Origin of the sequence: Legionella tucsonensis (assembly GCF_001468035.1) — a bacterium.
Classification (GTDB): Bacteria; Pseudomonadota; Gammaproteobacteria; order Legionellales; family Legionellaceae; genus Legionella; species Legionella tucsonensis.
Genome location: NZ_LNZA01000001.1, coordinates 1,900,231 through 1,926,596 on the forward strand (window position 1 = coordinate 1,900,231; position 26,366 = coordinate 1,926,596).

Sequence of the window (26,366 nt, forward strand, 5' to 3'; positions counted from 1 at the left end):
CATTTCGTAAGAAAATATATGAAGCAATGGATGAGTTGCAAAAAGATCTGGACGAATGGTTGCAATATTATAATAATGAGCGAACTCATCAGGGTAAAATGTGTTGTGGACGTACCCCAATGCAAACTTTGATGGATAGCAAACAAATCTGGATGGAAAAATTTATAAACTAAATTTGACCTGACAGACACTTCTGAAAAACCGGCAACTGTCAGATCAAGTTTGAACTACTACACCTGTGTTAACCACGAATTAAAAGTACAGGCAAGGTTGCTATCCGCACAACACTTTCTGCGACACTACCAATAAAAAACCGCTTGACTCCATGCCGTCCATGCGTCCCAAGTACAAGGATATCTGCAGGCCAGGACTGTGCTTCAGCCATAACTTTATCAGCAAGGTCGCCTTCAGAAAGAGGAAGCTCTATCAAAAAAGTTTCATATTTGATATTGGATGATTTTAGTCTCTCATTAATTACGTTTAAAAAATCTTGTCCATCTTCTTTATAAACGTTCCAAAGCGTATCAAAAGAAACGCGTTTTTCAGCAGAATTAACAACGACTTCTTCCACTATGTAAATGATTCGCAGCTTAGCGTTTTGATCGTTCGCCAGGCGCACGGCTTCTTGTAGTGCCAAATTAGAAGCATTGCTTTTGTCCACGGCTACTAAAATATGTTTGTATATCATATGTGCTCTCCCAGTTAATATTATTCAAGCCAATGCCCTTATATTAAAATAGTATTGCTTAAATCTAAGTTCTGCTTGATTAAAATTAACCTTGCCTGCTTATTCTGAATAATCGTTTCTATGGTGTTATACGCCGACACCTTTCTTGCAATGCGGTTGGTTAATACCAAAGCTTTTGAACTCTTCCTTTTTTCAATCTGGAACCGATCTGTTAATTGGCCTATGATGATTCACAACAAGACGTCTGGTAGATGTTAACCACTTAATAAAGTATTTTCCTAGTTTATCTTCCATATTAGAACGCACAGCAGTTTGTAAATCAATCCCTGAATATTCTCGTAATTCGTTTTGATAATCAGAACTGATTAATCCTTTATCTGCAATAATCATCCCATGTACCCCATCAACTAGATCCCATAAAGATTTCCGTTCGTCAACATGAGCTTGTGATAGAGTAACTCCTGTAATGCGCCCATCCGAATTGATCAATAAATTACTTTTAAACCCATAGTATGTTTCACCCTTGGATGCACAATAACCATAAGTGGCCTCCACTCAAAACACCTGACTAAAATTCGCTCGCATGACAAACGGGTACAGGAAAAACCCTTGAGCTAGCAAGCGTCGGGCCTTGGTCAACACTACCTCTCCATGCTTAAATTTACTATGAAAAAAATTAGCAAATATATGTTGGGATTAGGATTTCCTACCTGATATTGCTTATTTTTTATACTAAAATAAAGAGTAAACTATTCTATGTGAGATATTGATTATGGAACGGAAAGAAGAGATTATTGAACCTGGAGAAGTTGAAGAGCATAAAGCACTCATTGGGGCTGCACAAAAAGGTGATGAGACATTATTTGAGGAGCTTTTAGCAAAAACCAATGGCAAAATTGATCCGAAATACAATGCACTCTTATTAGGAGCAGCAATAGAAGGAGGAAATCTAAATATTCTCCATAGATGGTTTGAGCTTACACCAAACCCTTTACAAACCAACACTTATGGCTTAAATGCATTACATATTGCCATTAAATTTAGTAACAGAAACCTCGATATTGTCCGTTTTATAATTGATAGTCCACTTTGCCCTATTAACGAAATGGTCAATGCTCGTGATGTTTTTGGAAGAACCCCCCTTGACATGGATCAAGCGCTTGATAACCCAGTGCTTCTTTCCCTTTTAAAAGGTATCCCTGGTGCCCCCGCTGAGAGCCGCAGATTTATCAATATATCACAAAACATATTTCTGCCTATACTGAATGAGTACTCAAGAAACAATAACCCGCACAGAGAGACAAATAAATATCTTAATATATCCGGAATGTGCACAGGCTTAGGATTTTTATTTTTAATTTATTGCAAACAAGGAAGAAAGGATGAATTTTTTGATATTTTACGAACAGTGGTAAATCAGGATTCGCCTCTCCCTGCACGTTTAGCAGCAAAATATAAAAATACAACTGAAGTTATAGAGCAATTTTTAAATGATATAGCTTGGTTTAAACATCATAATCTTTCAACAGTATCCAAAACAGGAATGAAAGAGCGGGAGAAACTGTTTGATGTCGTAAAAAGTAATTCAAATGAATCAATCATATACCCCCTTGGCCCTGCGTTAGATGATTATAACGTGCCAATATTGTCTACATTCACTAAAAACCAATTAACAGAATTGTTAGAATTTAACAAAACAATTCCAAACGTTATGGTTGAATTTCTAGATAGAGCAAAAAATCACGAAACCGCATTAATATTGACCCCGCAGAATACCTGGTTATTTTATGATAGTAATTTACCTTATGAATTGGAGGAATTTGCTACTACAGAAGATTTTGTTGAGTTTTATTCTAAAGTAAGGGAGGCTGAACACTTTAATTTCGCTTATATTGCCAGTTATGATAAGACGAACGATTTAAACGCAACAAATATCTCTGATTTCAAGCCACCAGAACATCATTTTTCAGATTTATTTTCCCCACTCCACTATATGGTTATGTATGACAATATAGAAGAAACAAAAAAAAATTACTATGAAAACCCTAGTGCCATTGATAAAAAAGACATCTATGGATTTACCCCAATTGAGCGTGCACTTTCTCAAAAAAACCACGCTGCATTGAGTTTTTTGCTTGAGTGCAAATTGGCTGAAGACCCAAGGTATTTAACAGAGAAAAGATATTATGAAACTGAGTGGACAGGAGATGTTCAGGAAAAACCATTGCTATTTAAAGCAGCTGATGCTGGAGATATTGAATCCATTAAAATACTAGCTAGATGGTACCCCTCCCTAGAGGATTTTACTTATAAAAACATGAATATAAGGCAATATATTGAACAGTTAAAAATTCCCTTAGTAGATCGGCAAAAATTAATCGCAGTGATAATTGCTAACCCTGTTAGTACTAGTTTTAATTCGATAAAAACAAGACTAAATGTCAGTATGATTCAACCCGAAGAAAGGGCGAACAATATATTGGCAGTAAAGGCTTTATTGAATGATAAAATATTTGACACTAATGATGGTAACCCACCTGAGATAATTAAACAATTAAGAGACATCCTTTCGAAATTGAATCCTGCGAATGAGTCGGAAGTTGTAATGTCCGTTATGAAAATAAAAGATATTATTTCTTCTCAAAATTTCAATTACGATGAAAATATTGCTTTTTTACTAAAAGCTTTTACAACCTCTGGCAATAAAACCTTTAAGCAGATTCGTGAGTCTTTATCAGATAATGCAGCGATGCGTGAGATTATGAATTCTTCACAAAATCATTGTTTACCATGATAATGCTCACATTTTTTCTACAAAAAAATCCCTCTATTACTTATCTCGAAACTCTCAAAATTTAAGCTTTTTCTTTCTGTGAAACTAACTTTAGAAGCACTTGAGCCGCAACAGTGGAAGATGCAGAATTCTGTCCTGTGATGAATAGTAATCTTATAAATGTTTAATTCAAGTTGCTCCGATTTACTAATGAGTCTACCCAAGAACCACACTACACGTAGCCATTTGCTTGCAAACTGGAATACATCAACCCTTTATACTGAATTGACTAACAAAAATCACTTATAACCAGGATATTTTGGTGAAAAAAGGACCGGCAAATCGCTGACCTCGTCCTCTAGAAACCTATCTATTACCCACTGCAGTTAACAAGAGCACATGTTTCTCAGTCTCTTGAGTATTAAGAATAGCTCGCAATTCCTCATCATAAAATGCGCCTACCGAGCAAGCTCCTAATCCTCGTGCTTGGGAGGCGAGATAGGTTGTTTCTCCGCCTATGCCAGACTCTAAATTGGCGTACCGGTAATCTCTTTCTCCATGCAGCAACCCTATCCGACTGAGATCAACACTCCAGGCAATAACAAAAGCAGCTCGTTCAAGAAGCTCCTGAGAAAGCCCTGCTTGATATATTTTTTTTGAGAAATCACCCGCTCTGATTTTCTCTAAAGCAGCTTTTTCAGGAATATACCGGTAAACACCTTTAGCCAAATCCTTTACCTTAGAAACTATTACGAATAGTTCAACGCGACTGCCATCTTCAACATTATGTGGATTCCTAAGAGGAGCAAAGGACTGGCGGATTACACCTGCAAAATCGTCGAGACTAACCTCTCGGTTAGAAAACTGACGAAATGATCGGCGATTTTTAATAATAGTAAAAGTATCTTCTTTTGCTGCTGAACCAAGTGGTAATTGAATAAGCGCATCAGCAGTGGGGATATCATCCTGATATTTTGTCACATCAGTCTTAGGAGTTTTCATTGATCCTTTTTTCCATTGTACAGAGGTTAGCTTATATGAAAGACGAGTCAGTTCAATATCTTGAATCTCCTTGGGCAGGGCTTCTGAGGTGAATTGTGGTATTGTTACTCGTTCAGTGAGCTTATTCTTTCCGAGTACAACCATGGATAAAACGCCCTCATTTTGCGGTGATAAACTCAGGACGGTCTTCATTTGTTCATCATCAAAAAAGGATGTACTTACATAAGGTAGATGTATTGAAGAGGATGCAACCGCAAGATTGCCCAAAATATGCCCGGCATCCGGCAATATGTAACGAAAAGAACGCTCCCGATATTTCCAAATAGTACGGTCAAAATTGGCCGTGATAATAATAATGGCTAAGGTATTTTTTTGTATGTCAGGATAAGGACTTGCCAGGGAAAGAGATTGAAGTGATTGCTGATTGCCGATTTGCGTCAGATTGTGATTCGCTGGGTGATAATAATAAATACCAGCCTTAAGCCCCTTCACATTTATCGCAGCAACGTATAAATCATTGGGATATAGTGCACCTGCTGATGCAGCGGCGCGCAGCAGTAATTGCCCTCCAGGATAATTTAGCCTATCTGTTACCCCGCTTGAATAATAAAGAATGTCTGATAAATTCTGTAAATTCAAAAAGGTTACAGAATTTGATTGTGCTTGGGATAAACTTTGACTCAGCGAAGTTCCTGAACGCTTACTAGGTACCGGCAGAGCAGTCACTGGATAATTAGGATAATTTTTAAATTCCTTCGGCTTGTCAATATTAAACCTAAGGGCAAAGACAGTACTACGAGTGAGATCTCCTTGATGGTGTATATAGCTAATGGAATCTACTTTCTTTTCTCCAGTGGTAAACCAGATTCGATGACCACTGGATATTTCCGGGTTATTCTCAATAAGAGGTATTGTTGCTGGAGTAATAAATTCATACACGATCGTCGTTATCGCGGAATAAGCGATTATCGTTATGATAATTAAAAAGATTTTTTTGACCCATGACTTCCATTGAGTATGTGTTTCATCAAGCAGAACAGAAGGGCTATTTCTTTTTAGCCAGTTAGAAACTAGGGGAAGTTGAAACCAAAGATGGACAAAAACTAAAAATAGCAAGCAATAACCAAACAGATAATGTAAATCAAAGGCGGGCAAGTCCATGCGTGCTACCCAGAATAGCCCCAAGCCGGCAGTAATGAGTAAATAAAAAATTAAATAGATTGCCGAGATCATATTTATGTCTCTTCTTTTCATTGGTTTCCCAATAAAGGCGCGCACAAATAAATAGATAATCATCAAAGTAATAGGGAGAGAAAACCAAAAGAATTTTTCCATAATATCTATGAGCTCCACAATTTAACGACACAAATAACTATGTCTCATGTATTTATACTTCATTAAGAGGTTGCTGTCATTGTGTACTTACCACTTAAACACTCGATAGGTAGAATCAAAAACACAATCCTTACTTAAAAAAGTGTACTCATGATACAAAAAATCATATTCACCGCATACCTTATCATAATTAGCACCAGCAGCATTAGCGCGTCCGATCACTGTCCATTCAGTGAAGAGGAGGCTCGCAGAGATGGATGGAAATATATGGACTTCGGAGGAATCTCAAAAGATTCGACTATTTTTGTTAGTTTCGGTAAGAGCACAACTGACCGTGTCATCAAATTTGGTTGCATATACAGATCGGGAAGCCGCCTCAGAAAAATACCAGAAAAACCCTTTGTTAAACCAAAAAATGGTGTATGGATTAAAACAACATCCCCAGATGATAAAGACGATAGCTTCTATGGTTATCACTGCGATTATCCGAATGCACAAGATTATACTTGGGAAGAAACAGATAGGTAACGAATCAAACTTAAGTACTTATTAAATGATTTAAAGAGAAATGAATTTCATCTGATTTCTTTTATGGTTATACACAAACTGTTTTCATAAAAAATTCTCATTGTTAATTTTTGGGAAAATCTGAATTAGGCGAATTAAGGACTCATTCACTTTGAAGCAATAAAACCCATAATTATCCCCACTGACTCATCGATTAAATACTTTGACGTGTCAATCACAATTTGCTTGCTTTCCCAAGGCTCATAATTACGATCCAAAACGGCTTGCCAGGTAGGCAGTTTATGGTTCTCTATATCTGCTATGCGCCCCTCTACCCGACTTTGATGCATTCTTTTATCTGAACAAATTAATTCAATCTCAATAAAATCTGATCCAGTTTGTTTTGCTGCCTGCTGCCACTTTTGACGTGTTATAGCAATCGGATTAACCGAGTCGGCCACAACATTTAAACCTAAGGCTAAATTCTCTCGTGCGACTGCATAACTGATTAAGTACCCCTCTGATCCGACTATCAATGAGTCAGGATAGCCTTCTATGTTAATTAAAGACTGCTCAATGGTATCTACTCTCAGGTATACTGCCTTTAAACGCTTAGCTATAATTTTAGAAATCGTCGTTTTTCCTGTTCCAGGCAACCCACCAAAAATAATTAACATCGCAAGATTGCCTTTTATAAATGCTGTTGAATATGTGACGAATTATAGGTATTTAATATCGATCGACAACGCTATAGCCTATCTTGTTATGAAAATATACAACGGGCCAATGCAGTATAAAAAGAAACCTAAAGTTTGCTCTTATTGACATGGTATTTTAAGAAAGATGAAAATCATCGGGTTCTGTCTTAAAAAAACCGAATTTAGTATCTTCATTAAAAATTACATTACCTGTCGAAATATCATAATTGCCACCAATAATTCCACACTCGCCTGTTTCAATAAGGCCTTTTAAAATGGGACTACGTTCCATAACAGCATGCACCGTTCTTTGTATATTAATAGCTGTAACCTTTTCTACAAACTCCTCATTACTTGAGGTGCGGTTTTCGACTGTAGTTTTTTCAGCTCTAACAGCAGGTTGTATTTTACTTAACAAGGCGGTCAAACTGCCCATTTCTACATGATCACATGCACCTTTTATTGCGCCACACTTCGTATGGCCTAAAATCACTATTAACTTAGCCCCGGCTACTTTACAAGCAAACTCCATACTGCCTAAAATATCTTCATTAATGATGGTTCCTGCGATGCGTACGCTAAATACATCGCCTAACCCCTGGTCAAAAATTAACTCAGCAGAAGTGCGGGAATCAATGCAACTTAAAATGATTGCAAAGGGATTTTGCTCATCAGAGGTTTCATTAACCTGCTGCAGCAGGTTGCGATTAACTTTCAAGTTATTTACAAATCGTTTGTTCCCTTCTTGTAATAAATGCAATGCAATTGCAGGTGTAATAGCTTTTTGCATTTCTTTTGTCAATGTTTTCATTTTTCATTCTCCTAAAGTAGAGGTCTGAGTATTAAGTGTGCTCAATCAAATCGATTGTTTCAACAGTAATATTTTTCAGCTTTGCGTTTACTCTGTAATCGCGTATGTATTCAACTACATCATAGGCAATAGACTTTGAATTTGAACAATCAATAATCACTTTTGAATGAGGTGGGATGGAATCCAGAGCTTGAATGATGCTGGCTTTATTAAAGAAAGATACCTCTTCTGCCAATACGAGATGATGAATTGTATGCTCATTTTCCTTGGTGATTATATTTTTCATGTAATAGGCATTGTTATAACTGTGACGTAAGGTGTAAAAAATACCAAAAGCTATACCAATACAAATTCCTCTTAATAAATCAGTTGCCAAAATACCCACAACGGTAGCCATAAAAGGGATAAACTGCTCGGAGCCTAATTGATATAATTGTTTAAACAAAACAGGTTTAGCTAGCTTATAGCCTATTATAATGAGTATAGCGGCAAGACTTGCAAGAGGAATCAAATTTAAAAATTTAGCAATAGTAGCAGCACTGATTAATAAGAAAATGCCATGAAATATTGCAGAAAGCTTGGTTTTTCCGCCAAATGCAATGTTTGCAGAGCTACGAACAATGACCTGGGTGATAGGTAATCCACCACACAATCCCGATACTATATTACCAAGTCCTTGAGCTTTTAATTCTCTGTTTGTCGGTGTTACTCTTTTAAAAGGATCTAATTTGTCAGTGGCTTCTACACAAAGCAATGTTTCCAGGCTTGCAACAATGGCTAAAACAATCGCTATTTTCCAGACCTGAAAATGAGTTATTGCAGAAAAATCTGGGAAAGTAAATTGTTTGAAAAAATCGATTAAATTGTTTGTAACAGGGAGCCTCACTAAATGGTCTGTGTCTAAACTAAAATTTAATATATTAGACTGAAACATCAAGTTCATGACAATTCCCATTAACACAACGACTATAGGGCCTTGTATTAATTGAAAAATCTTATGTTTTTTCGCTAAAATAGTTTCCCAAAATATCAATAGTACTATCGATAAGGTAGAAATTAAAATTGCACCCGGTGTAAACGAATTCAATGCACTACGAATAGAGGCAAGCGTGGTTTCACCATCCGCTTGATAGTATGAAAGATCGCCAATTAAATCATTATCATAACCTAAGGCATGAGGGATCTGTTTTAAAATAATCAATATACCTATACCGGTAAGCATTCCCTTTATAACTGAAGAAGGGAAAAAATAAGCGATAAATCCAGCTTTTGCAAAACCCATAATAAGTTGAATAGTACCGGCTAGAACAACTGTCAACAAGAATGTTGGCCAAGAGCCTAATGTATTGATGGCTGCAAATACAATAACAGCTAACCCTGCTGCAGGTCCGCTAACCCCTAGTTGCGAGCCACTGGCTACACCAACTACAATCCCACCAACTATCCCTGCTATGATACCAGAAAATAAAGGAGCTCCAGATGCAAGGGCAATGCCAAGACATAATGGTAAAGCTACAAAGAATACTACAATACTAGCTATAAGGTCGCTTTTGAATTCTTTGAACATGTTAAATATCTCCATAGATGAGCATATATTTCTTCCTGATTGTTAGATAAACTTAGGCTTTTTAAGTGTCTAGAACATGATATTTTATGTATTTTGACCACTCATCCTTAAAGGATTACCTAGGAGTATAGCTCCATATATTCTTTACTTCATTAACCGCGGAGCGGATGGTTTCATCAGATTTCAATCCACCCTCAAGATAAGCAAGTCCTTGAAGTAACCAGTTCGCTAATTCAGGTTGAACTAATTGATAATAAACTTGAGTCCCTTCTTTGCGTTGTTTGACTACCTTGTTGGCCCTTAAAATAGATAGATGCTGTGATACTACCGAGTGACTCGTTCCTAAAATTACTTGAAGACCGTTGACGTTGCGTTCACCTCCATGCAGCTCTTCAATAATTCGAATTCGGTGTTGGTGAGCTATTGCATTTAAGAATTCTGCCATTTTCTCGGAAATTAATTTTCTAGCAGGCATGGTGAATCTCAAATATTAGTATGTTCTAATATGATAATACCTTTATTCTTCTTTGCAACTGCTTTAAGCTGCTTTTATTACTGCTCTATCATTACCGCCACTTCAAAAAATGTATTAGATTGCTGATTGTGTCATTACACTTATGGTTTCATCTAATCCAATATTAAAAGGAATACATGTCGAAAAACCGGACAAGCCCATTTTGAAATTAATGAACAATTTGTTCTGAATTTGAATATAAAATTTTTTATGGCAGCAAATAGTGTATCTACTTTTAATATTTTATTCTTTCAAAAAAAATTCGTGGGTTCCTTGTGCTGAAATAGCTTCAGCACATCGATTTAGCGCTTGAATATAAGCAGCAGTACGCATATCGATTTGGTGACGTTGCATCAACTGATAAATATTGTCAAACTCTTTGAACATAACATTTTGCAACCTCTTCTGTATTTTATCAAGTGACCAATAATCTCCTGATTTATTTTGTATCCACTCAAAATAGCTTACAGTCACACCACCAGCGCTTGCTAATACATCGGGTACTACCCATATTTCTTTTTCTTTTAATATGAGATCAGCTGCAATAGTTGTAGGGCCATTTGCAATTTCTACAATTACTTGAGCTTTAACTCGCGAAGCATTTTGCTTCGTTATTTGATCCTCGATAGCTGCAGGAATTAATAAGTCGACAGTTAGCTCTAATAAATCTTCATTGGAAATTTTGTCTGCATTGGCAATATCGCAAATGGATTTTTTACAAAATAGATCATTGACATTTTTATCGCTGCTCTTTTCATTAATAAGAGTTGGTATATCAAATCCTTTTGCATTGTAAATCCCCCCTTTAGAATCACTCACAGCAATAATTTTATACCCCTGCTCATAGAGCAATCTGGCGATGCTTTGCCCTGCATTACCAAAACCTTGAATGGCAACCGTTTTCTCTTGCGGCTTCCACTTTTTCTTTTCTGCGATTTTTTGAATGCAATAGGATGCACCAGCACCAGTCGCATTATCTCGACCAAAACTACCACCTAATGAAATAGGTTTCCCTGTAACTACGGCAGGTGCAGCATGCCGAACAATCTTGGCATATTCATCCATCATCCAGCCCATGACCACAGCATTGGTGTACATATCCGGTGCTAAAATATCTTTGTCAGGGCCAATGAAATCAGCTGCAAGCTCAATATAAGATCGGCTCAACCGTTCCAGTTCCATTCGTGATAATTTTTTAGTATCAACAACAACACCACCTTTAGCACCGCCAAAAGGAATACCTATGGCAGCGCATTTAACCGTCATCCAAAACGCAAGCGTTTTCATTTCTTCCAAATCAACTTTTGGATGAAAGCGCACGCCACCTTTCATAGGCCCACGGATATTATTATGATGGACACGATACCCAGAAAAAATTTTTAATCCTCCATCGTCCATCCTAACTGGAATTGAAATCTCAAAACAAAATTGAGGATATTTAAGTTTTTCTACAACTTCTGAAGAAATATCAGTATAACTAGCAGCGTTATCTAATCGCGATATAGCTTCAAAGTACTTAGACTTTGGCATTTTTGATTACCCTTGAAAGTCCAGCTTTTGAAAAATACAAAAGACCATACTCTAATATTAAACTTAGAATCAATTTAATAAATACTGGATTCGATAGTTTTTAGTAGATTAAGCCAGGCTACTGAAAGTAACTTTTTCGTCTATCAAAAACAATCAACGTTGTAACAGCAGGCAACCATGATAGAGTGCCATTTATTGTATTATATTACAAGGATGATTTTTCGGATGTTAATTGTATCAATTTGATTTTATTGTAAATTATCTGAACACATAACGATTTTTATACGACAACACTACGCAGCATACATTAGGATTTTTCCAGTCTGATTCTCTCAAGACATTCCGAAAAAACAGCTTTTGTTTCTCATTGCGCAAGCAAGTAATTTTATAAATTAGGTATTAAGTATTACTTCATTATCCTTAGCGAATACATACTAGGAAAAAGTATCCCACTTGATGCAATTGATGTAGCATTTATTTGTGCTTGAGGATTTTCAATTTACTCTCACCCGGAATTGTGTCGAACGACAACACCAAGTACACTTGATTTTTTAATAAATTCCAAAATAAATTCATGAAAAAATCAGATTCTTTTTATAGCTTAGAAACACTGGGTGGTATTTTATTATTTATTGCTGCTATGTTTGCAATTATTGTTGCAAACTCCCCATATCGTATTAGTTATGAGCATTTTTTAAGTGTTAGTGGCAATGTCTCTGTTGGGACTCTGTCTATAGAAAAACCGCTGCTTTTATGGATTAATGATGGATTAATGGCCATATATTTCTTATTGATTGGCCTTGAAATAAAACGGGAAATCAATCGAGGAATTTTAAATAACAAAACAAATCTTTTGGTTCCTGCCCTTACGGCATTAAGTGGCTTGCTCTTTCCTGCATTAATTTTTGTTTTTTTTAATGCACACAATCCAGTGTATCTTAAAGGGTGGGCAATCCCCACCGCTACCGATATTGCCTTTACCTTGGGAATTGTGTCTCTTTTAGGCTCACGCGTTCCTTTTTCACTCAAAATTTTACTGACTGCCATTGCCATTTTTGATGATATTGCAGCGATTGTCATTATTGCCCTGTTTTATACCAAGAAACTATCACTACTTTCTCTATCACTGGCTTTTTTGTTTACCTTAATTTTAATTAGCTTAAATTATTTTAAATGCCGCCGTATTTCAGTGTTCATGCTTTTTGGGGTTGCCCTATGGATTGCGGTGTTAAAGTCTGGCGTTCATGCAACACTTGCAGGCATTGTAATTGCCATGACTATTCCTGATGAGGGAAAGCAATCCATGCTGGCCCGGCTGGAAGATGGCCTGCATCACTGGGTTGTCTTTTTAATTCTTCCTCTATTTGCATTCGCTAATGCTGGCGTCACCTTTATAGGACTTGATTTATCAATGTTTACCCATCCTATCGTACTGGGAGTCGGATTAGGATTATTTCTTGGCAAACAATTCGGCATTTTCATCTCCTTAGGTTATTTTGTTAAGTTCAAAAAACTTCTTAAAACAGATAAGGTGAGCCTCGCTCAAGTCTATGGTATTGCGCTCATTTGTGGCGTTGGCTTTACCATGAGTCTTTTTATTGGTACTTTAGCGTACCAAAACAATGTTTCAAGTTTAATGCCCATGGTTAAAATAGGGGTGGTTTTTGGTTCGTTTATATCAGGATTAGTTGGATTTTTAATGCTAAAAAGGACTTCGTCCAAAGGTTAGCTTAAAATACATTATTATGCTGACAAACTGATTTTATTAAGGAGGATTATCATGGAGAAAAAAATAGCCATTGTTACTGGTGGTACGGGCGGGATTGGGACCGCAATCTGTCAACGATTAGCAACAGAGTATTCCGTTATTGCCTGTTACTTCAAAAATGGCAATCACAATGAGGCAATTCAGTGGCAAAAAGCTCAACAAAAAGCAGGCTTTGAGATTAATATACTGTATGCGGATATTACACAGTTTGATGATTGTGAAAAACTCGTTTCGTTAGTCATGGAACGCTATGGCCGAATTGATGTATTGGTTAACAATGCAGGCCTAACCCAGGATTCCAGTTTAAAAAAGATGTCGCCAGAGCAATGGCAATCCGTATTGGATGCAAATCTAACCAGTGTATTTAACATGACACGCAACACCTTGACTGCCATGCTTGAGAGAGGATACGGACGGATTATCTCCATTTCCTCCATTAACGGGCGTAAAGGTCAGTTTGGTCAATGTAACTACGCGGCAACCAAGGCTGCAATGTTTGGCTTTACTAAAAGCTTGGCGCTTGAGGTGGCGAGCAAAGGTATTACGGTAAACACCATCTCACCTGGCTACATTGAAACACCTATGCTGAGCACAATGCGAGAAGACGTATTAAATACTATAATTTCAGCAATACCGGTTGGGCGCTTGGGCCTACCACAAGATATTGCAGAAGCCGTTGCCTTTTTAGCATCCCCAGCATCAGGTTTTATTACTGGGGCCAATCTGGATGTGAATGGCGGCCAGTACATGTAAAAAAACCTAGAAGCCATGGTTCAGCATGGTTGAACCATGGCTTCTTAAATAAATCGTTTCAAGGAGGAGTAAGTAATGCAACGATTCCATAATATTTTATTCATCAGCCATGGGGTTAAGGATGAAACAGAAGCCTTACAAGTGGCAATGAAATTAGCTTATGAGAACCAGGCACAACTTCGTATCCTAGTTATCTGCCCTCCTTTCCCTGATTCCCTGAGTGAGTATAAAACTTCTTATGAAGAGTCGTTGATTGACAAAATAAATAAAGCCATTCACTCGGCAAAATCAGAGCTTGGGTTCTCTAAAAAGAAAATCCCCATAGATATTGAAGTAGATTGTGGTACTACACCCGATATTCGAATCATTCGTCATGTTCTTAAGCATTCTCATGACCTCCTCATTAAAGCCGCTGAAACACCAGAAGGTATGAAAGGTTTTAAAGCCTTGGACATGGAGTTATTGCGCAAGTGTCCTTGTGCTTTATTTCTTTATCGTCCGCTTAAACACACGCTACAAGACATTCGAATTGCAGTCGCTGTCGACCCAACAGATGAAGAGCCTGCCGCACAGGATTTATCGCTTCGCTTACTGGAGCTTTCTCATTCATTAAATACCTTTTATCAAGGGAAATTAAGCATCCTTTCTTGCTGGGAGTTTGTGCTTGAACATTATTTACGCGACAATGTATGGTTAAAAATCTCTGAAGATGAACTCGATAAAATGGTGGTTGAGGAGCAACATGCTCATGGATTGCTGCTGCGAGAATTAATTAAGCGGTCGCCAATTTCTGGGGAATATCATATAGAACATCCAAAAGGGCAACCGGAAGAGGTTATCCCTGCCATCATAACCCATAAAAAAATCGATATTTTGGTGATGGGTACCGTCGCACGTACAGGGATATCGGGATTTATTATTGGCAATACAGCAGAAAACATCCTGCAGAAAATTGATTGTTCATTATTGGCATTAAAGCCTCTTGGCTTTATTTCACCGGTAAAAGCCTACTAATCAGGAAAAAGAATTATGGCAGAACAAAAAAACATCATCTCGGAATCATGCTGGCATGAGCAATCCACAGAAACAACTTTTGCAACATTAAATACCACAGAATTCGGCCTAAGTGAGGAGGAGTCTCAAAACAGATTGAAAGTTTATGGCTTCAATCGCTTACCTGAACCCAAGAGGAAAAGTACTTTTTTTCGCTTCTTACTCCAGTTTCACAACATACTTATCTATGTGTTATTAGGTGCTTCCTTGGTGACCTTTATCTTGCAACACTGGGTAGACACTGCGGTTATTATAGCCGTCGTCGTTATTAATGCTCTGATAGGCTTTATCCAGGAAGGAAAAGCAGAAAAAGCACTGGATGCAATTCGAAAAATGTTGTCTCCTTCTGCAAATGTAGTACGAAATGGAAAGCGACGGCGTATTGCTGGTGAAACACTGGTGCCAGGCGATATTATTGTGCTGGAAGCAGGAGACAAAGTTCCAGCCGATTTACGCTTAATAAAATCTCATGGACTAACCATTCAGGAAGCTATATTAACTGGCGAATCCATTCCAGTTGAAAAACACATTCATCCTGTCCCATCCGATACTGTATTAGGTGACCGGACTTGCATGGCGTTTAGCGGAACCTTGGTAACCAATGGCCAAGGCAAAGGCATTGTTGTAGCAACAGGCTCGTCCACCCAAATTGGACATGTTAGTAAGCTGCTGTCAAAAGTAGCGTCATTAACTACACCACTAGTTATACAAATGGGGCTGTTTGCAAAATGGCTCACTTTATTTATCCTACTGATTGCCGCACTACTTCTTGCTTATGGTTATTTTGTCCAGCATCATCCATTTAGTGAATTGTTTATGGCAGTCGTTGGTTTATCGGTTGCGGCTATTCCAGCAGGCCTTCCCGCAGTTCTTTCAATTACCCTAGCCATTGGCGTGCAAGTCATGGCGCGGCGACACACCATTGTACGCCGTCTTCCCGCAATTGAAACATTGGGCTCCGTATCGGTTATCTGTACCGATAAAACCGGTACCCTGACCCAAAATGAGATGATGGTATCTTCGGTCTTAACCAGTAATCACCTGTTTGTTTTGGATGGCATCGGTTACGAACCTCAAGGAACGATTACCTTAAACGAACAGGTGATTGACAGCAACGAGCATCCTGTGCTTAAGAAAATCGCGCATGCTGCACTGCTTTGTAATGATGCCGTACTTCATGAACAGGAAGGAATATGGACTGTGGAAGGCGACCCCATGGAAGGCGCTTTACTTACATTTTCTGGTAAAACAGGGCTTGGTCTACAAGAAGAAAACGCATCATGGGCACGTACCGATGTGATTCCTTTCGATGCAAGACATCGCTTCATGGCCACCTTAAATCATGACCATTTGAAGCATGCGACTATCTTTGTTAAAGGAGCCCCTGAGCAAGTTTTGAAGATGTGCCAAAGTCAACAAACTGATCAAGAAGAGTTACAACCTTTAAATGAGGTTTATTGGAAGGAAAAAATGGAGCAAATCGCCGCAAGAGGGCAGCGTGTACTGGCTTTCGCAGTTAAAAAAACAAAGCCAGAACACACCGTTTTGGAATTTGCCGATGTTGAAAGCAGTTTGACTTTACTTGGGATGGTTGGCCTAATTGATCCTCCAAGGCCTGAGTCCATTTCGGCGGTAGCACAATGCCATGCAGCAGGTATTGCAGTCAAAATGATTACAGGGGATCATGCCAGTACCGCGCTTGCCATTGGTCGGCAAATAGGGCTTAGGAATTTGGAAAAAGTACTGACGGGCATTGATTTGGATAACATGGATAATGCAATACTCAGAAATGCTGTATTGGAGACAGATATTTTTGCCCGCACCAGTCCAGAACATAAATTAAGACTGGTTATGGCATTACAAGCACATGGCATGACTGTGGCCATGACCGGCGATGGGGTGAATGATGCCCCAGCATTGAAACGAGCGGATGCTGGAATCGCCATGGGCAGAAAAGGCAGCGAAGTCGCCAAGGAAGCAGCTGAATTTATACTGGTGGATGATAATTTTGCCTCTATTGTCGCCGCTGTTCGTGAAGGACGTACCGTTTATGACAACATCAAAAAGGTCATCAGCTGGACCTTACCTACTAATGCGGGTGAGGCAATGACCATTATTTTAGCACTGCTCTTGGGATTGGGTTTACCGGTAACGCCTATTCAAATTTTATGGATTAATTTGATTACTGCCGTGACGCTTGGCATTGCCCTAGCCTTTGAACCTACTGAAGAAGGGACCATGAGTCGTCCACCGCGTCCTCGAAGTGAACCTCTGCTAACCGGAGGTTTGGTCTGGCATATTATTCTGGTTTCCATTCTATTCATTTGTGGGGTCTTTGGTATCTATTTTTATGCACTCGATAGGGGTTACTCGCTTGAGTTGGCACGCACAATCGCGTTGAACACCTTGGTTGTTCTTGAAATTTTTCATTTGTTTTATATTCGCAACATTTATAGCACCTCACTCACATGGAAAGCAGTTCAAGGAACCAAAGTGGTTTGGATGGCAGTCATCGTGATTACTGTGGCACAGTTTGCAATCACCTATTTCCCTCCGCTACAAACACTATTTGTTACTGAAAACATACCCTTTGGGGATGGGATACTTATCGTTGTAACTGGAGCACTATTTTTTGCTGTAATTGAAATTGAAAAACAACTTCGCTTAAGGATAAGTGCTATAAGACATGTCAGTGCAGAAGAAAATACTCTTTATGGGAATAAAGTCCTATGATGGATTGGTCATTTATACATGTTTCTCCTTTTTATGAACTGACTTCGCTTCTTATGATGGCAACCATTATAGGTTTTGTCTGTCTGCTGCTTCGACAGCCAATGGTTGTTGGTTTTATCGCTGTAGGTATTCTGGTGGGCCCTACTTTTTTGGGGATAGTACAATCTCATGAGCACATTGAACTATTGGCTGAATTAGGGATTGCTGTATTACTTTTTCTTGTCGGCCTGAAACTGGATCTCAATTTAATAAAAACATTAGGCCTAGTTTCCATAGCTACAGGACTTGGACAAGTCCTGTTTACTTCCTTGATTGGTTTTTTTATTGCAAAAGGCCTCGGCATGGATTCAATAGCCGCACTCTATGTTTCTGTGGCGCTGACGTTTTCCAGTACCATTATTATTGTCAAACTGCTTTCAGACAAACATGAGGTAGATTCGCTTCATGGTCGTATTGCGATTGGATTTCTCATTGTACAAGATCTGGTGGTTGTTTTGGCCATGATAACCTTATCTGCCTTTGGTATTGGCAGCCAGGAAAACAGTGTTGGCTTTACAACACATATCGCAATGATCTTTTTATACAGTATAACGCTTTTAACCTTTGTTGGTGTATTTATCCGTTATCTGGCTAATCCTTTGATTAATCGTATAGCTCATTCACCGGAATTATTGATTATTTTTGCCATAGCCTTCGCGGCACTCATGGCTACTTTAGGCAGTTATTTTGGCTTTAGCAAAGAGTTAGGAGGACTGATTGCGGGTATCTCATTGGCTTCAACGCCAATCAGAGACACTATTGCCGCAAGACTTTCTTCTTTGCGTGACTTTCTATTACTTTTTTTCTTTATTGCGTTGGGCTCGCAACTGAGTTTAAACCAACTTGGACATCAAGTTACTCCGGCAATCGTATTCTCTTTATTTGTCTTAATTGGAAATCCACTCATCGTGTTGGCCATCATGGGTGTGATGGGTTATCGCAAACGCACAGGTTTTTTGGCTGGATTGACTGTGGCACAAATCAGTGAGTTTTCGTTGGTGTTTATGGCAATGGGGGTAACATTAGGTCATGTTTCAACGGATTCGTTAGGGTTAGTCACACTTGTTGGTCTGATTACTATTGCGCTTTCGGTGTACATGATAACTTATTCACAAACTCTTTATCGTTGGTTAGAACCAGGCCTTTCCTTTTTTGAACGAACAATTCCCTATCGGGAAAAAATAGAAACTCATTCTTTAATAAACAAAAACAACTATGATATTGTCATTTTTGGATTGGGTCGTTTTGGTAAAGCGATAACAAAGTTATTAATTGAGAAAAAAATAAACGTATTGGCAGTTGATTTTAATCCCGATGAAGTCAGAGAGTGGGTGTTTCATGGTTATGATGCAATCTATGGTGATGCTTGCGATATCGAATTCGTCGCTTCCTTACCTTTAAATCAGGTGAAATGGATTATTTGTACAATTCCACAACACATACTTGGAGTGACCCATCAAGATCCTAGGATTATTTTGACCGAAACGTTAAAGCAGGCGAATATCTCCAGCCGCATCGCAGTAACCACACATCACACTTCTGAAATGGAATTATTAAAAAACATAGGGGTTGATGTCATTTTTCAGCCATTTCATGATGCAGCAACCCGTGCAGTTGAAATAATCATGGAACTATCAGAAAGCAATTCAATAAAAACCGGAAAATAAAAGTTCAACCTGCTTTCTTAATCACGATGAAGATGAAGCCTGTGGAGGAACAGCAAGCATATCCACAGAGCTAAGATGGAGAATCCGTTTGGCAACACTCCCCATAAGTAAGTAATGTAGTCCTGATTTACTCTGTGTGCCAAATGCCAACAAATCCGCACTCCATTTATTGGCTTGCTCGATAATGGCATCAGCATAATAACCGCCAATAATTTTTTTCTCGAACTTGCTTTTATCAACTTGACATTGGCTTAGAAAAACATCCAGTTTTTCAAGAATATTTTTTATTTTAGGATGTTTAGTGTCTGTGAATTCCTCATCCAAATCATTTGGATTCAAGAATTGTCGATAATAAACATCAACGATATGTAACAACTGAAAAGTGGCATTAGGAAAACAGTTAAACGTAAATTGCACCGTCTCTTTGCTTGCTTCAGAAAGGTCCGTTGCTATCAGTATCCTGCCATAAGTAAAATCAGGTTCTCTTTTTACTAGCAACACAGGAACATGACTTTGCCTGATAATTGAGCCAGAAGTCGTACCTAAAACATAATCATTAATATAATAACGGCCATGGGCACCCACAATAATCAATTTACAATGATTTTCATCAGCATATCTGACCACCTCATCAGAAGCTCTACCCAATACCACTGAAATGTTGGCAAAATGTTTATGATGATTATCTTTTAATTTCTTTAAAATCTGCTCTTCGATTTCTTTTTTTTCAGACAAAAAATTGGGTTGCAATTCAGTATCTGAAGACGGCACAATGCTACTTAATGGTGGTGTTACAACATGGAGGAAATGAATTTTAGCCTGGTTTGATTTTGCTAAATCAATAGCGCGTTGCGAAGCCCAATCGGCATGTTTTGAGAAATCGCTGGCAATCAATATATTACTTAATGTCATGGGCTATCCCTAAATAAAAAAAGAGTCATCACTCTTATCCTAACAAGTCCTTAACAATAAAAAAATATGCGAGTGATTATTTGATCGATTCAACGAAAAGTGTCTTGCGAAGACTACACTTGAAGAGCCGATATTAAGCATCAGAATACTGTTTTTCGTCTTATCTGTCATTTTATCTTTCCTGCCTTGCGTGCTGCAGCCATTTTAACCGCCAAGGCGCAGGACAAGAGTCGAGTTCGTAATGAATCAGCTCGACTCGTCAAAATAATGGGTACACGTGCCCCCAAAACAATACCGCCAGCATCAGCATGCCCAAGAAAAGTCAATTGCTTAGCAAGAATATTGCCCGACTCAATTTCGGGGACGACTAAAATATCAGCATCCCCCGCAACAGGCGATACAATTCCTTTGTCGTCTGCTGCCTGCTTGTTAATGGCATTATCAAAGGCTAAAGGCCCATCAAGAATACCATCGGTGATTTGTCCGCGATCAGACATTTTACATAGGGTTGCTGCATCTACTGTCGCTTGCATCTTAGGGCTCACGAGCTCTATAGCCGAAAGAATAGCTACTTTGGGTTTTTTATCTTCACCGAACAAGACACGCCAAAGATTAATTGCGTTTTGACAGATATCTGCTTTTTCTACAGCATTTGGCATGATATTGATGGCGGCATCCGTGATAATAAGCGGTTTATGATAAGAAGGAACGTCCATGACATAAGCGTGGCTAATACGATATTTGGTGCGTAAATTGGATGTGGCAGGGACAACTGCTGCTAGTAACTCATGGGTACTCAATGAGCCTTTCATGATGGCATCGACCTTTTCTGTGGCTGCCAACTCTACTGCTTTACTAGCTGCCGCATCGCTATGCTCTGTATTAATGAGCTTCCATTGGGAGATATCAATGTCTGCCTCTTGCGCAGCCGCCTTAATCTTTGCCATTGGGCCAATTAAAATAGGGATAATCAGCTTAGCCTTCACGGAATCAGCTACTGCTGTGAGCACATTAGCCTTTACGGGATGAACAATAGCTGTGCAGATAGCATCCACATTCTGGCAAGATTGAATGATGGTCTGAAAACGGTCGTGATTATGAATTTCAATGTGCGGCAGATCAGCTCTTGCCACTCGTATTTTTTTAGTCGGCGCAAGAACCGTAGCTAATCCTTCAATAACTGTTTCTCCGCGTTGATTCACGCCCTTGCAATCAAAAGTTACGATGGGCTTGTCAGGAAATTTATCTCGCACGATGAGCGTGATGGTGATGTTGTCTCCAATACGCACTGGTTTTCTAAATTTAATATCCTGTTCAAGATAAATCGTCCCCGGACCAGGGAAAACTGTTCCAAGCAGTGCGGAAATAAGGGATCCTGACCACATGCCATGGCCAACAATACCACGAAAAATATCGCTTTTGGCGAATTCAGGATCCATATGAGCAGGGTTCACATCACCGGACATAACCGCAAAAAGCGAAATGTCCTCTTGTTTTAGCGTCCTATTTAAACTGGCCTGCTGTCCCAAGGTTAACTCGTCAAAGGTGATATTCTCCAGAAACTCCTTATTCATCATTCCTTCCTTTATCTTTGAAACAAAATCCCAGATAAAATATTCGCATGTAGAGTATCTGGTTATGTATCGATTACTTTAAGACCGCATGTCATTAGGGTATGTGCCTTGATCCTTAATTATTGGCATAAATAAAACCATAAATTATATTATTCATCTTGCAGGTAAGTCTAAGGAAATAGGCCCTGAATCGATCAGCAAAACGGACGTTTCAAATCATCCCTCCATGCATAGTATAGATTACACAGCACCAAATACCAATAACTGTTAGTACTTGCGAATAAAATTGGGTGAAGTGTACTCATAGATTATAATTAATATAACCGGATCAATTGTTACCTCGTTGTCATAGGAGCGAATAATCAAACCAACGGGGAATAATCTGTATTTTTTCCATTTAACAATTCGTTAGGGAATGATCGGATGACTACAGTCAGTGAGTGGTGGATGTGGTTAGGTTTTTTGACCTTTGTGATCATGATGCTTGCTGTTGATCTGTTTTTATTGGGCGGACGAAAAGCTCATCGCGTTTCCACGAAAGAAGCACTGTCCTGGACCATTGTATGGTTCACGTTGGCTCTCATTTTTAACCTGCTCTTTTGGTGGTATCTCATATACACGTCCAACATACAAATAGCTAATGAAAAAGCACTGGAATTTTTCACAGGTTATCTCATCGAGAAATCTTTATCTATCGACAATGTGTTCGTTATTCTCATGATTTTTAGTTATTTTTCTATTCCGGCAGAATATCAACGTCGAGTCCTAATCTACGGGGTACTCGGTGCCATCGTCATGCGATTAATCCTTATTTTGCTGGGCATATGGATTGTGAATAAATTTCACTGGGTACTCTACCTCTTTGGCTTTTTGATGCTAATTACAGGTATTAGAATGGCTTTCTTTGCCGAGCATGAACCCGATCTTGCAAAAAATCCTGTTCTTCGTTGGATGCGTCAGCATCTGCGAATCACTGACGAACTGCAAGGTGAACGATTTTTTATCGTCCACAATCAATTATGGTCTGTTACTCCCCTTTTCCTTGTATTAATTCTTGTCGAAGTCAGTGATCTGATTTTTGCATTAGATAGCATTCCTGCTATTTTCGCAGTAACAAATGATCCCTTTATTATTTTTACCTCTAATATTTTCGCAATACTTGGATTACGTGCATTATATTTTTTATTGGCTAATATGCATCGTCGCTTTCATCTCCTTAAATATGGAGTTGCATTGATATTGATCTTTGTGGGCGTCAAAATGCTCATTGCACCCTGGTTTAAAATCCCTACCTTCTTTACTTTAGGTATTGTAGTGGTCACCTTAATCTTTTGCATAGTCCTAAGCACTTATAAAAAGCCACCTAGGAAAATGTAATAAAGAATTTTCAGTTCAGCACATATTGCCATATTTTGAATATCCTTCGGCTGGGACTAATAAGCCTCACTACTTGGCACAAACAGCAATGTTTCATGAGTATAATCCCGGATTCGGGGAGAGCCCCTTTTTTTAGCAGGGCTGTGATTATAGAATCTTATTTCATCGAATCAATTGAATTCAGAGGCTTTTTACATGCTTCCCCAAGAAAAATCACTCAAAATTATTGTTTGAATAATCAACAACTTGAAGTTCATGCTCTCGATTTAATAAGCTGTCCGGTACTCTGCCTGTGAATTGATTATGATCAAGTCGTAGGACTTGCAGGTTAGGGATGTTTCCAATGTCAGCAGGGATCGTACCTTCCAACGCGTTATGTTCAACGCGCAATGTTTTAAGAAAATGAAGTTTTGTGATTGTATCCGGAAGGATACCACTGAATTGATTGTGCCCTAGATAAATATGTTCCAATTGCATTAACTGTTCTATCTTAGTGTTTATGGAACCTGAAATGTGATTATTAAATAAATAAATTTCTTTTAAATTCTGAAGCAGATAAAGAGAATCAGGCAGGATACCATTCAGCTCATTATCATCAAGCCGTAAAATTTCAAGTTGATGTAAATTTCCGATGGATGATGGGATGGCTCCCGATAATTTATTGACATGTAAATCAAGCCATTTCAAGCTTTCAGCTTCACCAATACTGTCAGGAATCTCTCCACTAATCTGATTGGATTTAAGCCAAATGTTTTCAAGTTTTTTGCATTGACCAATCGTCGAAGGAATCTGCCCCCCGATGTGATTAAAGCTTAAATAAAGTGTTTTCAGCTCTGTTAAGTTACATAGTGTATCTGGCAATGAACCCTCTAAGCCATTGTCATAAAGCTGCAATTCAGTAACATGCCCATTTTTATCACAAATTACTCCATGCCATTCACAGTATGAGATGGAATCAGAAAGCCAATTATCTTGCCTAATCCAATTTGACCCGTTAGTTGCTTTGTAAAAATTCTCAAGTTCTAATCGTTCTTGTGGATAATTTGCATCTGCAAAAAGAGCGTTTGAAATTAACATTGCTGCTATTCCAAAAAAGAATACTTGTTTACGAGATGATTTTAGCAACCTATGAATGGTATTGAAAAAGGAATGAATTGTTATTGGCATTGAACTCTCTTGCAAATCATTTTAGTCAGTGTAAATATTAAACAATTTAATGTCAAATAGGTAGGGCATGTTTACAATTTAGTTAGGTCTAACGGTGAGAATACAATTTTTCTAATATTGCGTTCAGAGTTTGGCAGCGGTACATTAAATACATAGGACCGTTGTAAATGGATGTGAATCTTGCAAAATAACACATCAAATCGGATGAAAAACCATGCATAAAATAATTAGTGGCGATATGATAGGCATTGGTTTAAGAGCCCCACATTATGATCAAATATTAGAAAAAAAACCTGCGATTGACTGGCTTGAAGTGCATACAGAAAACTTCCTTTTAAAAGGAGGCCCATTATTAGAGCTTCTATTTTCCATAAGTCAGCATTATCCACTAAGCTTTCATGGAGTGGGATTATCTCTAGGCTCAGCCAAAGAAATCAGCAAAGAACATTTAAAACGAATTAAAACCCTCATTGATCGCTTCGAGCCTGTTTTCCTTTCAGATCATTTGTCATGGAGCAACGTAGGGAATACCTATTTGCCGGATTTATTACCCATTCCCTATAACGAAGAAAGTTTAACGATTATCACCAATAACATTGATAATGTACAAAATTATTTACAGAGAACCTTATTAATAGAAAACCCAGCTTCTTATTTAGAGTATCGAGCTTCAACCTATGAAGAACCTGAGTTTCTAGCAGAAATAATCAAACGCACAGGCGCTAAATTGTTATTGGACGTTAATAATGTTTACGTTTCTTATTCAAATAATAAACGAGATCCGTATCAATATATTCAAAAAGTACCTCACAAAGACATACAAGAAATTCATGTAGCAGGACATTCTATTTCACTGCAAAATCAAAGGAATATCTTGCGGATAGATACACACAATGATCATGTCTGCCAGGAAGTATGGGATTTATATCGATATACTATAAATTACACTGGCCTTGTTCCAACTTTATTAGAATGGGATTCAGAAATACCTCATTTGGAGGTTTTAATCAATGAAGCAAAAAAATCAACTCATTACGCCTACAATTCAACAAATACAGGAAGCTTTTCTTAAAGGTGTATTCAATAAACAAGATGTCGCTATTCAGGAGCAATTTTGTCAAAATGAAATTGCTCCTGAATTTCGTTTTAGTGTTTATCGTAATACCATTTTACAAAACCTGCGTAACTCTTTAGAAGTAACTTTTCCATCAACCTGGAAATTGGTTGGAAAAGTATGTGCTGATGCTTTGGCTCTAGCGTTTGTCCAAGACCACAGTAATTTACCAACAACTAATTGCTTAGACGATTGGGGTGAAAAATTTCCCGCTTTTTTACAAAATAATGAAGCGGTTAAACATCTTCTTTATCTAAAAGATATTGCAGAAATAGAATGGTTAAGGCATTTAAGCTATTGCTCGCAAGATTATCTTGTTCTTGATTCCAGAATACTTCAAAAACATCTAAATAATTCCGTGGATAAATTATGTTTGATATTTAATCCGTCGGTATTTTTATATTCATCTCCCTATTATTTAAAAAATATCTTTGAGTTGATAGAAAATCCAGTTGAAATAGACTTCATAAATTTTCAGCACTTACCGAGTTATGTCGTGATAGTACGTCAAAAAAATCAGGTATTAACCCATTGGATTACTAAGGACCTGTTTACTTTTCTATCTTATTTAAAAGATAAAGTGACGCTTGAGCAATCATATGAAAACACTTTAGAAAACAATCCGGATTTTGATTTGTTTTCCGGTTTACAATTTTTATTGAAAAATGAACTATTAGAATATTGTTCTATCTATCCGCTCCCCCAGGGTCATGGTTCGGATTGTAGTTAAACTGAGCCGCGACTCTGAGGGAGCGGATAATAAATCCAGAGGGATTTTTTTATA

Annotated in this window: 21 protein-coding genes and 1 pseudogene; 11 read left to right on the forward strand and 11 right to left on the reverse strand. The window is 38.1% G+C overall.

Annotated features, from left to right (window positions below; translation table 11 throughout):
- Positions 1–173: IS3 family transposase (locus Ltuc_RS15025; RefSeq protein WP_157064611.1), on the forward strand; the 173-nt coding region annotated here is incomplete at its 5' end.
- Positions 174–241: 68 nt separating this feature from the next.
- On the opposite strand, the gene Ltuc_RS08340 is transcribed toward Ltuc_RS15025, so the two are convergent.
- Positions 242–688 (reverse strand): universal stress protein, encoded by a 447-nt coding sequence (locus Ltuc_RS08340; RefSeq protein WP_058520815.1) that lies wholly within the window; start codon positions 686–688, stop codon positions 242–244.
- A 128-nt stretch (positions 689–816) separates the two neighbouring features.
- Positions 817–1,292: pseudogene (locus Ltuc_RS15030) on the reverse strand (IS982 family transposase); the annotation flags it as partial.
- A 168-nt stretch (positions 1,293–1,460) separates the two neighbouring features.
- On the opposite strand from Ltuc_RS15030, the gene Ltuc_RS08350 reads away from it, so the two are divergent.
- Entirely contained in the window at positions 1,461–3,482 is a 2,022-nt protein-coding gene (locus tag Ltuc_RS08350; protein ID WP_058520817.1) for an ankyrin repeat domain-containing protein, read from the forward strand.
- A 345-nt stretch (positions 3,483–3,827) separates the two neighbouring features.
- On the opposite strand, the gene Ltuc_RS08355 is transcribed toward Ltuc_RS08350, so the two are convergent.
- Entirely contained in the window at positions 3,828–5,798 is a 1,971-nt protein-coding gene (locus Ltuc_RS08355) for a SagB/ThcOx family dehydrogenase (RefSeq protein ID WP_058520818.1), read from the reverse strand.
- Positions 5,799–5,948: 150 nt separating this feature from the next.
- Here Ltuc_RS08355 and Ltuc_RS08360 point away from each other — a divergent pair, with 150 nt between their 5' ends.
- Entirely contained in the window at positions 5,949–6,326 is a 378-nt protein-coding gene (locus Ltuc_RS08360) for a hypothetical protein (protein ID WP_133138240.1), read from the forward strand.
- Positions 6,327–6,472: 146 nt separating this feature from the next.
- Here the strand turns inward: Ltuc_RS08360 and Ltuc_RS08365 are convergent, their stop codons facing one another.
- The 5 genes from Ltuc_RS08365 to Ltuc_RS08385 all read right to left on the reverse strand — a co-directional run bounded on the left by Ltuc_RS08365 (position 6,473) and on the right by Ltuc_RS08385 (position 11,425).
- Positions 6,473–6,982, reverse strand: a complete 510-nt coding sequence (locus Ltuc_RS08365; RefSeq protein ID WP_058520820.1) for a P-loop nucleotide/nucleoside kinase family protein — start codon at positions 6,980–6,982, stop codon at positions 6,473–6,475.
- A 157-nt stretch (positions 6,983–7,139) separates the two neighbouring features.
- Positions 7,140–7,814, reverse strand: a complete 675-nt coding sequence (locus Ltuc_RS08370; RefSeq protein ID WP_058520821.1) for a carbonic anhydrase family protein — start codon at positions 7,812–7,814, stop codon at positions 7,140–7,142.
- Positions 7,815–7,845: 31 nt separating this feature from the next.
- The gene (locus tag Ltuc_RS08375) at positions 7,846–9,381 is read right to left on the reverse strand and encodes a SulP family inorganic anion transporter (RefSeq protein ID WP_202972328.1); all 1,536 of its coding nucleotides are present in this window, start codon (positions 9,379–9,381) and stop codon (positions 7,846–7,848) included.
- Positions 9,382–9,496: 115 nt separating this feature from the next.
- On the reverse strand, positions 9,497–9,856 hold the full coding sequence (locus Ltuc_RS08380) for an ArsR/SmtB family transcription factor (RefSeq protein ID WP_058520823.1): 360 nt from the start codon (positions 9,854–9,856) through the stop codon (positions 9,497–9,499).
- Positions 9,857–10,138: 282 nt separating this feature from the next.
- Positions 10,139–11,425, reverse strand: coding sequence for a Glu/Leu/Phe/Val family dehydrogenase (locus Ltuc_RS08385; protein WP_058520824.1), 1,287 nt, complete (start codon positions 11,423–11,425; stop codon positions 10,139–10,141).
- Positions 11,426–11,999: 574 nt separating this feature from the next.
- Between Ltuc_RS08385 and nhaA the strand changes: the two genes are divergently transcribed.
- The 5 genes from nhaA to Ltuc_RS08410 all read left to right on the forward strand — a co-directional run bounded on the left by nhaA (position 12,000) and on the right by Ltuc_RS08410 (position 19,438).
- A complete protein-coding gene (gene nhaA / locus Ltuc_RS08390; protein WP_058520825.1) occupies positions 12,000–13,154 on the forward strand; it encodes a Na+/H+ antiporter NhaA in 1,155 nt (384 codons plus the stop codon).
- Between the two features lie 51 nt (positions 13,155–13,205).
- A complete protein-coding gene (gene phbB, locus Ltuc_RS08395; RefSeq protein ID WP_058520826.1) occupies positions 13,206–13,946 on the forward strand; it encodes an acetoacetyl-CoA reductase in 741 nt (246 codons plus the stop codon).
- Between the two features lie 75 nt (positions 13,947–14,021).
- Entirely contained in the window at positions 14,022–14,960 is a 939-nt protein-coding gene (locus Ltuc_RS08400) for a universal stress protein (RefSeq protein ID WP_058520827.1), read from the forward strand.
- 15 nt (positions 14,961–14,975) lie between these two features.
- The gene (locus Ltuc_RS08405) at positions 14,976–17,732 is read left to right on the forward strand and encodes a cation-transporting P-type ATPase (RefSeq protein WP_058520828.1); all 2,757 of its coding nucleotides are present in this window, start codon (positions 14,976–14,978) and stop codon (positions 17,730–17,732) included.
- On the forward strand, positions 17,729–19,438 hold the full coding sequence (locus Ltuc_RS08410; RefSeq protein WP_058520829.1) for a cation:proton antiporter: 1,710 nt from the start codon (positions 17,729–17,731) through the stop codon (positions 19,436–19,438). The genes Ltuc_RS08405 and Ltuc_RS08410 overlap by 4 nt, the downstream gene beginning before the upstream one ends.
- 21 nt (positions 19,439–19,459) lie before the next feature.
- Here Ltuc_RS08410 and Ltuc_RS08415 read toward each other — a convergent pair whose 3' ends face one another.
- On the reverse strand, positions 19,460–20,350 hold the full coding sequence (locus tag Ltuc_RS08415; RefSeq protein WP_058520830.1) for a universal stress protein: 891 nt from the start codon (positions 20,348–20,350) through the stop codon (positions 19,460–19,462).
- Positions 20,351–20,517: 167 nt separating this feature from the next.
- A complete protein-coding gene (locus Ltuc_RS08420) occupies positions 20,518–21,924 on the reverse strand; it encodes a bifunctional enoyl-CoA hydratase/phosphate acetyltransferase (protein WP_058520831.1) in 1,407 nt (468 codons plus the stop codon).
- Positions 21,925–22,347: 423 nt separating this feature from the next.
- On the opposite strand from Ltuc_RS08420, the gene Ltuc_RS08425 reads away from it, so the two are divergent.
- Complete coding sequence (locus tag Ltuc_RS08425) at positions 22,348–23,301, forward strand: TerC family protein (RefSeq protein WP_058520832.1); 954 nt, start codon at positions 22,348–22,350, stop codon at positions 23,299–23,301.
- A 213-nt stretch (positions 23,302–23,514) separates the two neighbouring features.
- Here Ltuc_RS08425 and Ltuc_RS08430 read toward each other — a convergent pair whose 3' ends face one another.
- Positions 23,515–24,378, reverse strand: coding sequence for a leucine-rich repeat domain-containing protein (locus tag Ltuc_RS08430; RefSeq protein ID WP_238584093.1), 864 nt, complete (start codon positions 24,376–24,378; stop codon positions 23,515–23,517).
- Between the two features lie 304 nt (positions 24,379–24,682).
- On the opposite strand from Ltuc_RS08430, the gene bufB reads away from it, so the two are divergent.
- The gene (bufB, locus tag Ltuc_RS08435) at positions 24,683–25,540 is read left to right on the forward strand and encodes an MNIO family bufferin maturase (protein ID WP_058520833.1); all 858 of its coding nucleotides are present in this window, start codon (positions 24,683–24,685) and stop codon (positions 25,538–25,540) included.
- Positions 25,479–26,312 (forward strand): HvfC/BufC N-terminal domain-containing protein, encoded by an 834-nt coding sequence (locus Ltuc_RS08440; RefSeq protein ID WP_058520834.1) that lies wholly within the window; start codon positions 25,479–25,481, stop codon positions 26,310–26,312. Before bufB ends, Ltuc_RS08440 begins: the two co-directional genes overlap by 62 nt.
- Positions 26,313–26,366 lie beyond the last annotated feature (54 nt).

Bases quoted from the DNA above. Each gene is read 5' to 3' on its own strand.
- Ltuc_RS08440 (WP_058520834.1), top strand. From the start codon at position 25,479: ATGAAGCAAAAAAATCAACTCATTACGCCTACAATTCAACAAATACAG.
- phbB (WP_058520826.1), top strand. From the start codon at position 13,206: ATGGAGAAAAAAATAGCCATTGTTACTGGTGGTACGGGCGGGATTGGG.
- Ltuc_RS08405 (WP_058520828.1), top strand. From the start codon at position 14,976: ATGGCAGAACAAAAAAACATCATCTCGGAATCATGCTGGCATGAGCAA.
- Ltuc_RS08380 (WP_058520823.1), bottom strand. From the start codon at position 9,856: ATGCCTGCTAGAAAATTAATTTCCGAGAAAATGGCAGAATTCTTAAAT.
- bufB (WP_058520833.1), top strand. From the start codon at position 24,683: ATGCATAAAATAATTAGTGGCGATATGATAGGCATTGGTTTAAGAGCC.
- Ltuc_RS08365 (WP_058520820.1), bottom strand. From the start codon at position 6,982: ATGTTAATTATTTTTGGTGGGTTGCCTGGAACAGGAAAAACGACGATT.
- Ltuc_RS08350 (WP_058520817.1), top strand. From the start codon at position 1,461: ATGGAACGGAAAGAAGAGATTATTGAACCTGGAGAAGTTGAAGAGCAT.
- nhaA (WP_058520825.1), top strand. From the start codon at position 12,000: ATGAAAAAATCAGATTCTTTTTATAGCTTAGAAACACTGGGTGGTATT.
- Ltuc_RS08340 (WP_058520815.1), bottom strand. From the start codon at position 688: ATGATATACAAACATATTTTAGTAGCCGTGGACAAAAGCAATGCTTCT.
- Ltuc_RS08375 (WP_202972328.1), bottom strand. From the start codon at position 9,381: ATGTTCAAAGAATTCAAAAGCGACCTTATAGCTAGTATTGTAGTATTC.
- Ltuc_RS08370 (WP_058520821.1), bottom strand. From the start codon at position 7,814: ATGAAAACATTGACAAAAGAAATGCAAAAAGCTATTACACCTGCAATT.
- Ltuc_RS08425 (WP_058520832.1), top strand. From the start codon at position 22,348: ATGACTACAGTCAGTGAGTGGTGGATGTGGTTAGGTTTTTTGACCTTT.
- Ltuc_RS08430 (WP_238584093.1), bottom strand. From the start codon at position 24,378: ATGTTAATTTCAAACGCTCTTTTTGCAGATGCAAATTATCCACAAGAA.
- Ltuc_RS08355 (WP_058520818.1), bottom strand. From the start codon at position 5,798: ATGGAAAAATTCTTTTGGTTTTCTCTCCCTATTACTTTGATGATTATC.
- Ltuc_RS08400 (WP_058520827.1), top strand. From the start codon at position 14,022: ATGCAACGATTCCATAATATTTTATTCATCAGCCATGGGGTTAAGGAT.
- Ltuc_RS08360 (WP_133138240.1), top strand. From the start codon at position 5,949: ATGATACAAAAAATCATATTCACCGCATACCTTATCATAATTAGCACC.
- Ltuc_RS08410 (WP_058520829.1), top strand. From the start codon at position 17,729: ATGATGGATTGGTCATTTATACATGTTTCTCCTTTTTATGAACTGACT.
- Ltuc_RS08420 (WP_058520831.1), bottom strand. From the start codon at position 21,924: ATGAATAAGGAGTTTCTGGAGAATATCACCTTTGACGAGTTAACCTTG.
- Ltuc_RS08415 (WP_058520830.1), bottom strand. From the start codon at position 20,350: ATGACATTAAGTAATATATTGATTGCCAGCGATTTCTCAAAACATGCC.
- Ltuc_RS08385 (WP_058520824.1), bottom strand. From the start codon at position 11,425: ATGCCAAAGTCTAAGTACTTTGAAGCTATATCGCGATTAGATAACGCT.